The following is a 14,117-nucleotide window of genomic DNA, read 5'->3' on the forward strand; positions in this document are numbered from 1 at the left end:
CCCGCCTCGCGCACGACCGCGACGCACTGCGATGCCTCCACCGGCCCAGGCTCGTCCACGCTCACCCCGCGTGGCCCACCCGCAGCGCCGCCAGAATGAACAACGCGACCACGCAGGCGAACCCCACGAACCACACCAGGCTCCGCAGCGAATGCTTCATCCCCTGCGTATAGACGACGCCATGCAACAGCCGGCACACGACGAACACCACGGACAGCATCGCGATGCGCGCCTCCGGCACACCGGCCAGCTGCGCGAACACCACGCCCGCCGCGAACGGCGCAAACGCTTCGAAGGCATTGAGCTGCGCCGAGTTGGCGCGTTGCACGCGGGGATTGGTCTGTCGCGCGATCCATCCGCGCGGATCGCGGTTGTCGTAACGCTCGCCGCTGCCCTTCGCCACGGTGGTCCACACGTACGGAAGGAGCGCCGCCACCAGCACGCACCAATACGCCACTGCGATCGTCATGCCGGGCTCCAGTTCGCGGGAATGCGCGAAGCCTAGCCCGAAACCGCGACCGGGAGCGTCCCGGCCGCGATTCCGCCACGCAATGTCAGGGTTTCGCGCCTGCCGCGCGCGACGCATCCCGCGCCGCGCGGAACGGATTGCCCGCCCGCCAGTTCGGCCACGTCGTGCCGTCGGCCAGCACCTGGCCCACCTGGAACAACGTATCCAGGTCCTGCATCACGCCCGCGAGGTTCCAGTTCGGATCGAACTGGTCCGCCGGCTTGTGGTAACGCATCGCCGTGTATTCCTCCGACGCCTTGCGCCCGGCTTCCGACCCGCCAGCCGCCAGGTCTTCGCCACCCTCGGCATACAACGCCGGCACGCCGGCCTTGGCGAAGTTGAAGTGATCCGAGCGGAAGTAGAACCCGCTTTCCGGCGTGGCCTCGGCGTGCAGCACGCGGCCCTGCTTGTCGGTGATCGCCTTCAGCACATCGTCGAGCTCCGAATTGCCGAGCCCGGTCACCACCATGTCCTTCGACAACCCGGCCGTGGACATCGCATCGATGTTGATCGCCGCCACCGTCTTCGCGAGCGGAATCACCGGATGCGCGACGTAGTACTTCGACCCCAGCAGCCCGGACTCTTCCAACGTCACCGCGAGGAACAACACCGACCGCTTCGGCGGATGCTGCTTGAACCGCTCCGCGATCTCCATGATTCCCGCCACGCCGGTCGCGTTGTCGATCGCGCCGTTGTAGATGTTGTCGCCCGGCTCGTCCGGATGCTTGCCGAGGTGGTCCCAGTGCGCCATGTAGACGATCGCCTCGTCCGGCGTCTCCGTGCCCGGCAGCAGGCCCACCACGTTGCGCGACGACTTCTCGACGATCGTGCTGTTCAACGTCACCGACGCCTTCGCATCCAGCGGCACGGCCTTGAACCCGCGCTGGTTGGCCGCCTTGCGCAGCGCCGCGAAATCCAGCCCCGCATCGGCGAACAACGCCGTAGCCTGCGCGCCCGTGATCCAGCCCTGCATCGGCAAGCGCGGCGCCGGATCGTCGCTCGCACGCAGGTCGAACTGCGCGCCGGACCAGGAACTCTTCACCACGTCCCAGCCGTACGACGCACCCGCATCGTCGTGCACGATCAGCGCGGCCGCCGCGCCCTGGCGCGCGGCCTCTTCGAACTTGTACGTCCAGCGCCCGTAGTACGTCATGCGGCGCCCTTCGAAGAGCGACTCGTCGCCGACGTGGAAGCCCGGGTCGTTCACCAGCATCACGACCGTCTTGCCCTTCACGTCCAGGCCCGCGTAGTCGTTCCACTTCTGCTCCGGCGCATCCACGCCGTAGCCGACGAACACCACGTCGCTGTCCTTCAACGAGACCTGCTCCTGCCCGCTGCGCGTGCCGATCACCATGTCGTCGCCGAACTTCAGCGCATGCGGCTTGCCCTTCACGGTCACCGTCATGATGGCGCTTTCGTCCGCCGTCGTTTCCGTCATCGGCACCTGCTGCACCCAGCTGCCTGCGTTGCCCGGCTTCAAACCGATGCGTTCGAACTGCGACTGGATGTAGGCGACGGTCTTGTCCTCGCCGGGACTGCCGGGCGCGCGCCCTTCGAATGCGTCCGACGCCAGCACGCGCACGTGTTCGGCGAAATCGCCCGGCGCGAGCTCGGGGGAAAAGACATGCGCGGTGTCGGACACCGTCGACGGCGCGGCCGGCGCATCGGGCGCGGCGGGCGGGCCGCGGTCGCAGGCAGCCAGCGCGAATGCGCCGGCCAGGCAAAGCAGGACAGGTCGTTGCATCCGCGGGTCTCCGGTGGGTAACCCGGCGATTCTAAGCAGATGCCGAACAACACGCGGGCCGCGCCGCCAACGAACGACGCGGCCCGCGCTCGACGAGACGCTTACTCCGGCGGCGTGTTGCCGCTGAACGGGATCGCCTTGGCGCCGGTGATCGACCCCACCTTCGCGGACGTGTGCACGTACAGCACCACCTCGCGCTCGAACACCATCGCGCCGTCCACCTGCGCGTTCGGGCCGATCACGATGCGCGGCGGCCTGGGCTTGCGCGAGAACCAGCTGTTGCCCGGCTTGTCGACGTGGATCCCGCCCTTCAGGTGCGAGCCGACGCCGACCGTGATGTCGCTGTTGACCGTTTCGATGCCGCCGCCGAGATCGGTGTCGACCAGGCCGATCGACCCGTTCACCGTGTCGATGCCATCGCCGATGCGGCCGCCGCGATCCACGAAGATGCTGCCGTTGACCGTCTCCAGGCCCTTCGTCACCTCGACCTTCTCGCCGATGCGGATCCCGCCGTTCACCGTGGTCAGGGAGCGCGCCTTGATGCCATCGCCGGCCTGGATGCTGCCGTTGACGGTCGAAACTTCATCGGAACGCGAGTTCGATTCGAGCTTGATGCTGCCGTTGACCGTCTCGAGGTCACCGTATTCCTGGCCGGCCTCGGCGGTGATGCTGCCGTTGACGTGGTCGATGTCGCCGTGGCTTTGGGCGAATGCCGGCGAGGCGGCGAGCGCGAGCGTGAGGGCGAAGGTGAGGCGGGTACGCGTCATGGGGTGGAATTCCGTGGAAGGTCCGTGGATGGATGCGTCGAGTGCCCGTCCGGTTTAACCCCCTTCGCTACAATCCGCCCCTGTCCCTGGTCATGGCCGCCCCCAGTGCCCGCATCCGATCGCCGCCCGAAGCCCGTCGTCCTGCTGATCCTCGACGGTTGGGGCCATCGCGACGATCCCGCCGACAACGCCCTCGCGCAGGCCCGCCTGCCGAACTGGCAGCGGCTGTGGCGGAGCGAACCGCACACGCTGATCCACACCGAAGGCCGCCACGTCGGCCTGCCGGACGGGCAGATGGGCAATTCCGAAGTCGGCCACATGAACCTCGGCGCGGGCCGCATCGTGTTCCAGGACCTCACCCGCATCGACGCGGCGATCGAAGACGGCACGTTCTTCGCCAACCACGAACTGCTCGCCGCCTGCGACGCCGCGCGCGCCGCCAACGGCACGCTGCACGTCATGGGCCTGCTCTCGCCGGGCGGCGTGCACAGTCACGAATCGCACATCTTCGCGATGCTGGACCTGGCGAAGCGCGCCGGCGTCGAACGCGTCCGCGTGCACGCCTTCCTCGACGGCCGCGACACCGCCCCGCAATCCGCCGAAGCCAGCCTCCACGCCTTGCAATCGCACTGCGACCAGCTCGGCAACGCGCGCATCGCCACCGTCGGCGGCCGCTACTTCGCGATGGACCGTGACCACCGCTGGGACCGCGTGCGACGCGCGTGGGATGCCATCGTCGAAGCGCAATCCGACCATCGCGCGCCGAATGCCCTGGCCGCGTTGTCCGCCGCGTACGAGCGCGGCGAAACCGACGAATTCGTCGCGCCCACCGTGCTCGCCGGCGCCGCGCCGATGCACGACGGCGACGCGGTGGTCTTCATGAACTTCCGCGCCGACCGCGCCCGCCAGCTCACCGCCGCGTTCGTCGCGCCGAACTTCGATGGCTTCGCCACGCGCCGTCCTGCGCTGTCGCGCTTCACCTGCCTCACCGAATACGACGCCAAGCTGCCCGCACCCGTCGCCTTCGCGCCCGACGACCTGCGCCACACGCTCGGCGAATTGCTGGCCGAGCAGGGCATGACCCAACTGCGCATCGCCGAAACCGAGAAGTACGCGCACGTGACGTTCTTCTTCAGCGGCGGCCGCGAAGATCCCTATGCCGGCGAAACCCGCATCCTCGTGCCGAGCCCCAAGGTGGCCACGTACGACCTGCAGCCGGAAATGAGCTGCCCGGAAGTCACCGCGAAACTCGTCGAAGCGATCGACGCCCAACGATTCGACGTCGTCGTGTGCAACATCGCCAACCCCGACATGGTCGGCCACACCGGCAACCTCGCCGCGGCGATCCGCGCGGCGGAAGTCGTCGACGACGCCGTCGGCCAGATCGAAGCCGCCGTGCGCCGCGTCGGCGGTGCCTTGCTGATCACCGCAGACCACGGCAACCTCGAGCAGATGCGCGATCCCGAAACCGGCCAGCCGCACACCGCCCATACCGTGGGCCCGGTGCCGTTCGTCTATGTCGGCGCACGTCCTGCCGCATTGCGCGCAGGCGGCGCGTTGCGCGACGTCGCACCGACGATGCTCGACCTGCTCGGCGTCCCGCAGCCCGCCGAAATGACCGGCCGCAGCCTGTTCGCGCCCGCTTGAGGTTCGTCGCGCTCGCACTGGGCTGCCTGCTGTCGCTGACGACGGGGACGTCGACCGCGCAGAACAGCCGCGAGGCCGAACAGCGCCTGCAGCGCATCCGCAACGAACTCAAGCACGTCGCCGCCGAACGCCGCGAACTCGAAGGCAAGCGTGGCGACGCATCGAAACAACTCCGCGCGGCCGACGAACAGGTCGGCAAGGTCGGCCGCAACGTGCAGGACACCGAGCGTGCATTGGCGAGCGAAACCGTCGCGCTCGCCGACCTCCAGTCCCGTCGCGACGCACTCAACGCCACGCTCGCCGGCAAGCGCGACGAACTGCGCATGCTGCTGCGCGCCGCGTACACCGTCGGTGGCGACGCGCCGTTGAAGGCCTTCCTCTCGCAGGATCGCCTGGACGAAGCGCAACGCACGCTCGCCTACCACCGTTACCTCCAGCGCGACCGCGCCGCGCGCATCCGCGAGCTCACCGCGCAGCTGACCGAACTCGACACCCTCGAACAACAGATCACCCAGCGCCGCACCGCGCTCGACGATTCGCGCCGCACGCAGCGCCAGCAACTCGCCGCGCTCGAAGCCGCGCGCCGCGATCGCGCCGACCTCGTCAGCCAGCTCGATCGCCGTTACCAGGACCGCGCGGTGCGCGAACGCGCGCTCGGCGAAGACGCGAAGTCGTTGCAACAGTTGCTCGCGAAGTTGCGCGCCGCCGCCGCGCAGGCCGCCGCCGAAAAAGCCGCCGCCGACCGCGCCGCCGCCGCGCGCGCCAGGAAGGCGAAGGCCACCGGCACCGCCGTGGTCGAGAAACCGAAGAAGCCCGTGCCCACCGGCCCGGCCCTGCAGGTCGGCGGATTGAGCTGGCCCGTCGCCGGCACGCTGGTCGCCAGCTACGGCGGCACGCTGCCCGATGGCCGCCGCAGCACCGGCGTGCTGATCGCCGCCGCGCCCGGCACCACCGTGCGGGCCGTCGCCGATGGACGCGTCGTGTTCTCCGACTGGATGAATGGTTACGGCCTGATCCTGATCGTCGACCACGGCAACGGCTACATGAGCCTGTACGCGCACAACGACGCGCTGCTGCGGGACGCCGGCGATGCGGTCAAGCGCGGCGACGCGCTCGCCAGCGTCGGCAAGTCCGGTGGCCAGGACCGGGCCGGCCTGTATTTCGAACTGCGCCGCGACGGCCAGCCGGTGGATCCGGGCACGTGGCTGCAGCGACGCTGACCGAGCCCACGCTGCGTTAACGCAGCCGCGCGGCACGCTTGCATAATCGCTGCACCTCCCGCGTCCGACGCACCAGGATCCCGCCCCCCATGCGCAAGCCCGCCGCACTCTCCTTGCTGTTGCTGACCGCCGGCGCCGCGTTCGCGCAGCAGGCCCCCGCGCCGCAATCGCCGCCGCAGCCCGAAGCCAAGCCCGCGCAGGCGCCGCAGGCCGGCACGGACGAAGATCGCGCGGTCGCCTCCAGCGACGATCCGGATGCCGCCGAAAGCACGACGTCGAAAGTCCCGCTCGAAGAGATCCGCCGTTACGTGTCGGTCTACAACGCGGTCAAGGAAGCCTACGTCGATCCCGTCGACGACAAGAAGCTGATGCAGTCGGCCGTGCGCGGCCTGCTGCTCGACCTCGATCCGCACAGCGCCTACCTCGAACGCCGCGACGCGCGCGAATTCGACGAACAGACGCAGGGCGCCTACATCGGCGTCGGCGTCGAACTCATGTCGATGCCCGACCGCACCTTGAAAGTGGTCTCGCCGATCGACGACACGCCCGCCGCGCGTGCCGGCATCAAGGCCGGCGACCTGGTGATCGCGATCGACGGCAAGCCGATCAGCGACGCCGGCGAAGACGGCGACGACGCGGGCTCCGGCCCGTTGCGCGGCGCGGCCGGCTCGAAGGTCGTGCTCACCATCGTGCGCGAAGGCAAGGACAAGCCGTTCGACGTCACCCTCGTGCGCGAGCGCATCCGCGTCGCCAGCGTGCGTTCGCGCATGCTCGAACCGGGTTACGGCTACGTGCGCGTCGCCACGTTCCAGGCCGACACCGCCGCGGACTTCTCGCGCGCGCTCGACAAGCTCCAGGCCAACGGCAAGTTGCGCGGCCTGGTGCTCGACCTGCGCAGCAACCCGGGCGGCCTGCTCACCGCTGCCGTGCAGATCGCCGACGAACTGCTCGACAAGGGGAAGATCGTCAGCACGCGCGGCCGCGTCGCGATCAGCGATGCGGAATTCAGCGCAACGCCGGGCGATCGCCTGTCGGGTGCGCCGGTGGTGGTGCTGGTCGACGCGGGTTCGGCGAGCGCCTCGGAAGTCCTCGCCGGCGCGTTGCACGACAACAAGCGTGCGCGCGTCGTCGGCAGCCGCACGTTCGGCAAGGGCTCGGTGCAGACGTTGTTGCCGCTCGACAACGGCGATTCGGTGAAGCTCACCACCGCCCGTTATTTCACGCCGAGCGGCAAGTCGATCCAGGCGCGCGGCATCGAGCCGGACGTCGTGCTGCACGCGCCGAAGGACGCCGCCAACGGCGGCAAGCCCGACTACAGCGAAGCCACGCTGCCGGGCCACCTGCACGGCGACGAAGAAGGCATGGCGGGCGAAAACGCCGGCGAAGTCCTGGACGGCGAAGCGCCGATCACGGCCGCACTGGCCGAACTCAAGAAGCCCGTCGCAGTCGCGAAGCCCGCAGCACCCAAGGGCTGATGTGCTTTGCTCCCTCCCCGGCAACGCTGGGGAGGGCCGGGGAGGGGCGCCCTATCGAGGCTTCGCCGGCATCGGAAACGGCGTCACCACCGCCTCCCCCGTCGCCGCATCCCGGATCGCCGACTGCCCCTTCTTCTCCACTTCCTCGATGCGCACGATGCTCTGCATCGGCAGGTGCAGCACGCGCGTGCCGCCGAACTCGTCGCGCAGGCGTTCCTCGGTCGGATCCACGACGACGCCCGTGTGCACGTCGAACACCAGCTCGGCCACTTCGGTGAATCCCCACAGCGCACTGGACGCCACGCGCTGCGCATACAGCTCGTAGATGCGCCCCGCGTTGAGGAAGGTGACTTTGTAGAGCGTCTTCGCCATGGGCGCGGAGTATAGGCGCGGGCCCTGCACGCGCCGCGTCAGCGGGTCAGAACCCGCGCTGCCGCCGCATGCGCCGCGCGATCGCCGCGCGCACCAGCACCGCGAACACGATCCCGAACGCGAACCCCGCCAGGTGCGCCCACCACGCCACCGCGCCCAGCGTCGGCCCGATGTACGCGAACGCGAGCTGCAGCAGGGCCCAGATCCCGATCAGCAACGATGCCGGCGCGCGCACGAATTCCAGGAACAGCCCCAGCGGCACCACCACGCCCAGCTTCGCGCGGGGGAACAGGGCCAGGTACGCCCCGATCACCGCCGACACCGCGCCGCTCGACCCGATGATGATCCGGTCCGGCGCACCGATGCTCAGGGCCGCCGCGAGGTTGGCCACCGCGCCCCCGAAGAGGAACAGCCCGAGGAACCGCCACGGCCCCATCGCCCGTTCGGCCGGCAGCCCGAAGATCAGCAGGAACACCAGGTTGCCCATCAGGTGGGCCCAGTCGGCGTGCAGGAACAGGGCCGTGACCAGGCGCAGCGCCCGCCCGTCCTGCAACGCGGCCAGCCACGCATCCGGGGCGAGCAGGCCGCCGGACAGCGCGCCCCAGCTCACGATCAGAGCCCGCTGGTCCGGGCCCGAGCCCATGTTCGCCACCACGAAGGCGGCGAACAGCAGCGCCGCGAGCAGCGGCGTGGCCCAGCGCAGGCCCGGCTTCGAACGGGTGGGGAGGGACACGAACATGCGGACCATCCTAACGGGGCCGGCCGTTCCAGCGGCCGTTAACCCCTTGGGATGACTACGTTAGCAACGGGTTAAATGCTCGCGTATATTCCGTACGGCGCAGTAGGTCGGGAGGGGTTCCGGCACGCGCTGGCGCAGGCCTCGCAAGCCGCCCGCACGCATCCAATTTCGTCACCGGAGACAACACGCAATGCATCACGTCAGCAGCATCACCCGTTATTCCGCCCTCGCGCTCGGCATCGCCGGCGTGCTCGCGGTCGGCCAGGCACATGCGTCGGGCTTCCAGCTCAAGGAAAACAGCGTCAAGGCGATGGGCCGCGCGTTCGCGGGCAGCGCCACGGCGACCGGCGACGCGTCCGTCGTGGTCAACAACCCGGCCGCGATGTCGACCTTCAAGAAGACCACGCTGCAGGCCGACGTCACCCTGATCGACCTGTCCGCCAACTTCAACGGCTCCGGCTTCGCCGCTGCCGGCACCCCGCTGCAGCAGCCGCTGCGCGGCAGCCAGGGTGGCGATGCCGGCGACCAGACCGCCGTCCCGGCGCTGTCCGCCATCTTCCCGATGGGCGACTCCGGCGTGACCATCGGTGCGATGGTCTCGGCGCCGTTCGGCCTGAAGACCGAGTACGAACCCGGCTGGATCGGCCGTTACACCGCGCTGGAATCGGAAGTGAAGACCGTCGACATGACGCTCTCCGCCGCGTTCGATTTCGGCAACAAGGTCTCGTTCGGCCTCGGCCTGGTCTACGAGCGCGCCGAAGCCACGCTGTCGAAGTCGATCGACTTCGGTTCGCGCATCTGCCAGATCAACGTCGCCCTCTGCGTCACGCCGAACCCGGTCGCCGCACCGTTCGGCCCGCAGAAGAACGACGGTGAAGTGAAGGTCGAAGGCGACGACACCGGCATCGGCTGGATCGTCGGCATGCACATCCATCCGTCCGACAAGGTCGCGCTGGGCTTCGTGCACCGCTCCGAGATCGCGCACGACATCGCCGGCACCGCCGACTTCACCGTGCCCGCCAACGTCTCGCCGCTGCTCGCCATCGGTGCCCCGGGCCAGTTCGTCGACACCACCGGCGGCGCCGCGCTCACCACGCCGGCCGTCACCACCATCAGCGTCACCTACGGCATCACCGAAAACTTCACCCTGATGGGCGAAGTCTCGCAGACCGACTGGAGCTCGCTGCAGGAAGTGGCGATCAACTTCGGCAACCCGCGCCAGCAGCCGAACCCGGCCACGGAAGACTTCTCGTGGAAGGACACCACCTTCAGCGCGATCGGCGCCGAGTGGAAGTTCAACGACCAGTTCACGCTGCGCGGCGGTTATGCGCAGGACCAGTCGCCGACCAACAACACCACGCGTACCCCGCGCCTGCCTGACGCGGACCGCACCTGGTGGTCGGTCGGCCTGACCTGGTCGCCGAGCGAAACGTGGGAAGTCAGCGGTGGCTACACGCGCATCAACACGGACGATCCGTCCATCAACCTGCAGCCGTCGCTGGCCACCAGCGGCAGCACGCTCCAGGGCAAGTACGACGCCAACGTGAACCTGTGGGGCATTTCGGCGCAGTACCGCTTCTGATTGTTGACGCGGTGATCTGACCGAAAAAGCCCCGCGAAAGCGGGGCTTTTTTTCGCTTCGATTCCGAAGTTTTCTTCGAAAACTTCTGGCTGGCGGTTGCAGGCCATCCCCGCACTTTTCCGCCTTCGGCGGAAACCGCCCCCAACTTGGGGGCTAGTGCCAGCGCAACTTCGATCTATTACTCGCCCAACGTCAAAAGCGAGGCATTGCCGCCGGCTGCCGTCGTATTGACGGTGACCGTCTTCTCCGTCGCAAAGCGCGGCACGTAATGCGGGCCGCCGGCCTTCGGTCCCGTGCCGCTGAGCCCCTGGCCACCGAACGGCTGCACGCCGACCACCGCGCCGATCTGGTTGCGGTTGACGTAGGCGTTGCCCACCTTCACCCGCGACACGATGTGTTCGATGGTCTCGTCGATGCGCGAATGGATGCCGAGCGTCAGGCCGTAACCCGTCGCGTTGATCGCATCGATCACCTTGTCCAGTTCGTTGCCCTTCCAGCGCACCACGTGCAGCGCGGGGCCGAAGACTTCCTTGTGCAGGCGGTCGATCGAGTCGATTTCCCACGCGCGCGGCGCGAAGAAGCTGCCGTGCGCGGTGGATTCGCCCATCGTCGCCTGCGCGATCGGCTTGGCTTCGCCCTGCATGCGCTTGGCGTGCGCTTCCAGCATCGCGAGTGCGTCGTGGTCGATCACCGGGCCGACGTCGGTCGACAGCAGGCCCGGATCGCCGACCTGCAGTTCCGCCATCGCACCGGCGAGCATCGCGATCGTCTTGTCGGCGATGTCGTCCTGCACGAACAGCACGCGCGCCGCCGAACACCGCTGGCCCGCCGAGGTGAACGCCGACGACAACGCATCCTTGATCAATTGTTCCGGCAGCGCCGACGAATCGCCGATCAGCGCGTTCTGTCCGCCGGTCTCGGCGATGAGCACGCCGATCGCCGCATCGCGCGCCGCCATCGCGCGGTTGATCGCGCGCGCGGTGTCGGTGGAGCCGGTGAACGCCACGCCCGCCACGCGCGGATCCGACGTCAGCGCCGCGCCGACGGTCGCGCCGTCGCCCGGCACGAACTGCAGCACCGCTTCCGGCACGCCGGCTTCGTGCAGCAGCTTCACGGCCGCGTAGCCGATGAGGTTGGTCTGTTCCGCAGGCTTGGCGATCACGCTGTTGCCCGCGGCCAGCGCCGCGGCGATCTGCCCGCCGAAGATCGCGAGCGGGAAATTCCACGGCGAGATGCACACGAACACGCCGCGGCCCTGCATGCGCAGTTCGTTGGATTCGCCGGTCGGGCCCGGCAGTTTTTCCGGATGCGCGAACAACTTGCGCGCCTGGCCCGCGTAGTAGCGCAGGAAATCGACGCATTCGCGCACTTCGGCGACGCCGTCGGGGATCGTCTTGCCCGCTTCCTTCGTGCACAGCGCGATGTACTGCGGCATGCGCTGTTCGAGCAGCGTGGCGGCGTGTTCGAGGATGGTCGCGCGCGAGGCGGCCGGCATCGCATCCCACGCGGGCTGCGCGGCGACGGCATTGCGCAGCGCCTGCTCGACGGTGGCCGCATCGGCCGCGCGCCAGGTGCCGACCTGTTCGCGACGATCGGCCGGATTGGTGACCGCGATGTCCGCACCGTTGGCGGTCACGCCCGGCACGAGCGGCGTGGCGCGCCAGTCGCCGACCTTCGCGGCGTTGACCTGTTCGGCGAGGGCGCGCAGCTGCGCGTCGTTGGCGAGGTTGATGCCCATGGAGTTGTCTCGTTCGTCGGCGACGCTGGTCGCCTGGCTGCGGTAAACATCGCGCGGCAGCGGGATGCGCGGATGCGGGATTTCGGCGAACCCGTCGACGGTGTCCACCGGATCGCGCACCAGGTCCTCGATCGCCACCGATTCGTCCGTGATGCGGTTGACGAAGCTGGAGTTGGCGCCGTTCTCGAGCAGGCGGCGCACCAGGTACGGCAGCAGGTCTTCGTGCGACCCCACCGGCGCGTACACGCGGCAGGCCACGTCGAGGCGGTCGGCCGGCACGACTTCGGCGTACAGGTCGTCGCCCATGCCGTGCAGCTTCTGGAATTCGAACTGCTTCTTCTCCGCACCACCGCGCGCGAGGCGATGGATCGCCGCGATCGTGTGCGCGTTGTGCGTGGCGAACATCGGATAGATCGCATCCGATGCGTCCAGCATGCGCCGCGCGTTGGCGAGGTAGCTCACGTCGGTGTTCGGCTTGCGCGTGAACACCGGGTAGCCCGCCTGGCCATCCACCTGCGCGCGCTTCACTTCGCTGTCCCAGTACGCGCCCTTGACCAGGCGCACGGGAATGCGGCGGCCGGTGCGGCGTGCCAGGTCGGCGAGGAAGTCGATCACGTACGGCGCGCGCTTCTGGTACGCCTGCACGGCGAGGCCGTAGCCTTCCCAGCCATCCAGCGAGGCGTCGGAATACGCACCGGCGATGACGTCGAGCGACAGCTCCAGGCGATCGGCTTCCTCCGCATCGATCGTGAAGCCGATGCCGTGCGACTTGGCGAGGCGGGCGAGCTCCAGCACGCGCGGCACGAGTTCGGCCATCACGCGCGCGCGCTTGGCGTGCTCGTAGCGCGGATGCAGCGCGGACAGCTTCACCGAGATCGACGGCGCCGCGAACACATCCGTGCCCTTGAACGACCCGCTGCGGCCGATCGCTTCGATCGCATCGCGGTACGCCTGCAGGTAGCGCAGCGCATCCTTGGTGGTCAGCGCGCCTTCGCCCAGCATGTCGAATGAATAGCGGTACGCCGCGTTGGCGCCCTTGCGCGAACGCGCCAGCGCCTCGCCGATCGTGCGGCCCATGACGAACTGGTGCCCCATGATCCGCATCGCCTGGCGCACGGCCAGGCGCACGACCGGCTCGCCCACGCGCCCGACCAGCCGCTTGAAGGCGTTGTGCACGTCGCGCTTGGTGTCGTCGGCCAGGTCCACCAGGTGCCCGGTGAGCATCAGGCCCCACGTGGACGCATTCACCAGCACCGAATCGGACTGGCCCATGTGCTTCTTCCAGTCCGCCTCGCCCAGCTTGTCGCGGATGAGCTTGTCGGCCGTGTCCTGGTCCGGGATGCGCAGCAGCGCCTCGGCCACGCACATCAGCAGCACGCCTTCCTCGCTGCCGAGGTCGTACTGGCGCATGAAGGCTTCGATGGCGCCCTGGTCCTTCGCACGGGCGCGCACGCGCCGGACCAGGTCCGCCGCGGTGGCCTGGATCGCGGCGCGATCGGCGTCGGGCTGGCGGGCCTGGGCGAGCAGCTCGCGCACATGGTCGGTTTCGTCGCGCACCCACGCGGCGGTGATCGCCGCGCGGAGCGGGCCGGGCGCAGGCGGCAGTTCCGGCGACAGCATGGGCGCTGCGCCTGACGCGTGGGGCGTTTGGAGGGTCATCGGGCCGTGTCGAACCGTGTCGAGCTGCGTAGTGTAGCCGTCGCGGTGTGGTGACCAAACCCCGCGCGGCTTGCCGCAACACGGCACCGGGGGCTACCATTTCGCGGTTTTCCGCACCCGGTTTGCGTCACGCCGGGGACGGTCCGGCATGATCGAAATGGTGTCATCGGGTCCCGGGTCGGGCGCGCAACTCCGGTTGCGTCCCCCGCGGGCGCTGACGGCCCGCCAGTTCGTCGCCCTGTTCGCCACGCTGGCCGCCGCGATGTGGCTGGTGGCCCTGCTCGGTTGGTGGGGAGGCAACGTCTTCGCGCCAGCGTTCGCACTGCTCGACAGTGCGATGGTGGCGGCGGCGCTGCGGTGGCTGTGGCGGCTCGGCGAGCGTCGCGAAGTCATTTCGATCGGGCCGGAAGCGGTCGAGGTCTGGCGGTCGGCCCAACTGGCGCCGTCGTTCCGCGCGCACCCTGCCTGGGTGCGGCTGGACGTCGACGGCGACGGGGAGCGGATCGTGCTGTCGAGCAGCGGCAGGCACTGCGAAATCGGTGCTTTCCTCGGCCCGGCCGAAAGACGGCAACTGGCGCAGCGCATTCGCGCGCTGCTGGAGGCAAGCCGGTCGCCGCCCATCCACTGACAAGCAACAATTGCATTCACCCGCGGGGCTCGAACTGA

At 69.0% G+C, this 14,117-nt stretch carries 10 protein-coding genes and 1 pseudogene; 5 read left to right on the plus strand and 6 right to left on the minus strand.

Translation table 11 applies throughout. From position 1 onward, the window contains the following. Window positions 1-61 precede the first annotated feature (61 nt). From LYSHEL_RS07175 to LYSHEL_RS07185, 3 genes are all read right to left on the minus strand, one after another. Complete coding sequence (locus LYSHEL_RS07175; protein WP_213437114.1) at window positions 62-469, minus strand: MAPEG family protein; 408 nt, start codon at window positions 467-469, stop codon at window positions 62-64. 85 nt (window positions 470-554) lie between these two features. Beyond that, entirely contained in the window at window positions 555-2,252 is a 1,698-nt protein-coding gene (locus LYSHEL_RS07180; RefSeq protein WP_213437116.1) for a M28 family metallopeptidase, read from the minus strand. Window positions 2,253-2,353: 101 nt separating this feature from the next. Further along, window positions 2,354-3,019 (minus strand): DUF4097 family beta strand repeat-containing protein, encoded by a 666-nt coding sequence (locus LYSHEL_RS07185; RefSeq protein WP_213437118.1) that lies wholly within the window; start codon window positions 3,017-3,019, stop codon window positions 2,354-2,356. A 105-nt stretch (window positions 3,020-3,124) separates the two neighbouring features. Here LYSHEL_RS07185 and gpmI point away from each other — a divergent pair, with 105 nt between their 5' ends. The 3 genes and pseudogenes from gpmI to LYSHEL_RS07200 all read left to right on the plus strand — a co-directional run. Beyond that, window positions 3,125-4,666 (plus strand): 2,3-bisphosphoglycerate-independent phosphoglycerate mutase, encoded by a 1,542-nt coding sequence (gene gpmI / locus LYSHEL_RS07190; RefSeq protein WP_213437120.1) that lies wholly within the window; start codon window positions 3,125-3,127, stop codon window positions 4,664-4,666. Beyond that, the gene (locus tag LYSHEL_RS07195; protein ID WP_213437122.1) at window positions 4,663-5,886 is read left to right on the plus strand and encodes a murein hydrolase activator EnvC family protein; all 1,224 of its coding nucleotides are present in this window, start codon (window positions 4,663-4,665) and stop codon (window positions 5,884-5,886) included. Before gpmI ends, LYSHEL_RS07195 begins: the two co-directional genes overlap by 4 nt. Window positions 5,887-5,975: 89 nt before the next feature. Then, window positions 5,976-7,507: pseudogene (locus LYSHEL_RS07200) on the plus strand (S41 family peptidase); the annotation flags it as partial. Here LYSHEL_RS07200 and LYSHEL_RS07205 read toward each other — a convergent pair. Together LYSHEL_RS07205 and LYSHEL_RS07210 are read right to left on the minus strand one after the other, a co-directional pair. After that, entirely contained in the window at window positions 7,413-7,733 is a 321-nt protein-coding gene (locus tag LYSHEL_RS07205) for a DUF1820 family protein (protein ID WP_213437130.1), read from the minus strand. The pseudogene LYSHEL_RS07200 and the gene LYSHEL_RS07205 overlap by 95 nt on opposite strands. Before the next feature lie 46 nt (window positions 7,734-7,779). After that, entirely contained in the window at window positions 7,780-8,472 is a 693-nt protein-coding gene (locus tag LYSHEL_RS07210) for a rhomboid family intramembrane serine protease (protein WP_213437132.1), read from the minus strand. A 190-nt stretch (window positions 8,473-8,662) separates the two neighbouring features. On the opposite strand from LYSHEL_RS07210, the gene LYSHEL_RS07215 reads away from it, so the two are divergent. Further along, the gene (locus tag LYSHEL_RS07215) at window positions 8,663-10,054 is read left to right on the plus strand and encodes an OmpP1/FadL family transporter (protein ID WP_213437134.1); all 1,392 of its coding nucleotides are present in this window, start codon (window positions 8,663-8,665) and stop codon (window positions 10,052-10,054) included. Between the two features lie 178 nt (window positions 10,055-10,232). On the opposite strand, the gene putA is transcribed toward LYSHEL_RS07215, so the two are convergent. After that, the gene (gene putA, locus LYSHEL_RS07220; RefSeq protein ID WP_213437136.1) at window positions 10,233-13,451 is read right to left on the minus strand and encodes a bifunctional proline dehydrogenase/L-glutamate gamma-semialdehyde dehydrogenase PutA; all 3,219 of its coding nucleotides are present in this window, start codon (window positions 13,449-13,451) and stop codon (window positions 10,233-10,235) included. 148 nt (window positions 13,452-13,599) lie between these two features. Here putA and LYSHEL_RS07225 point away from each other — a divergent pair, with 148 nt between their 5' ends. Then, window positions 13,600-14,079, plus strand: a complete 480-nt coding sequence (locus LYSHEL_RS07225) for a DUF2244 domain-containing protein (protein ID WP_213437138.1) — start codon at window positions 13,600-13,602, stop codon at window positions 14,077-14,079. Window positions 14,080-14,117 lie beyond the last annotated feature (38 nt).

It is taken from the genome of Lysobacter helvus (genome assembly GCF_018406645.1).
Taxonomy (GTDB): Bacteria; Pseudomonadota; Gammaproteobacteria; order Xanthomonadales; family Xanthomonadaceae; genus Noviluteimonas; species Noviluteimonas caseinilytica.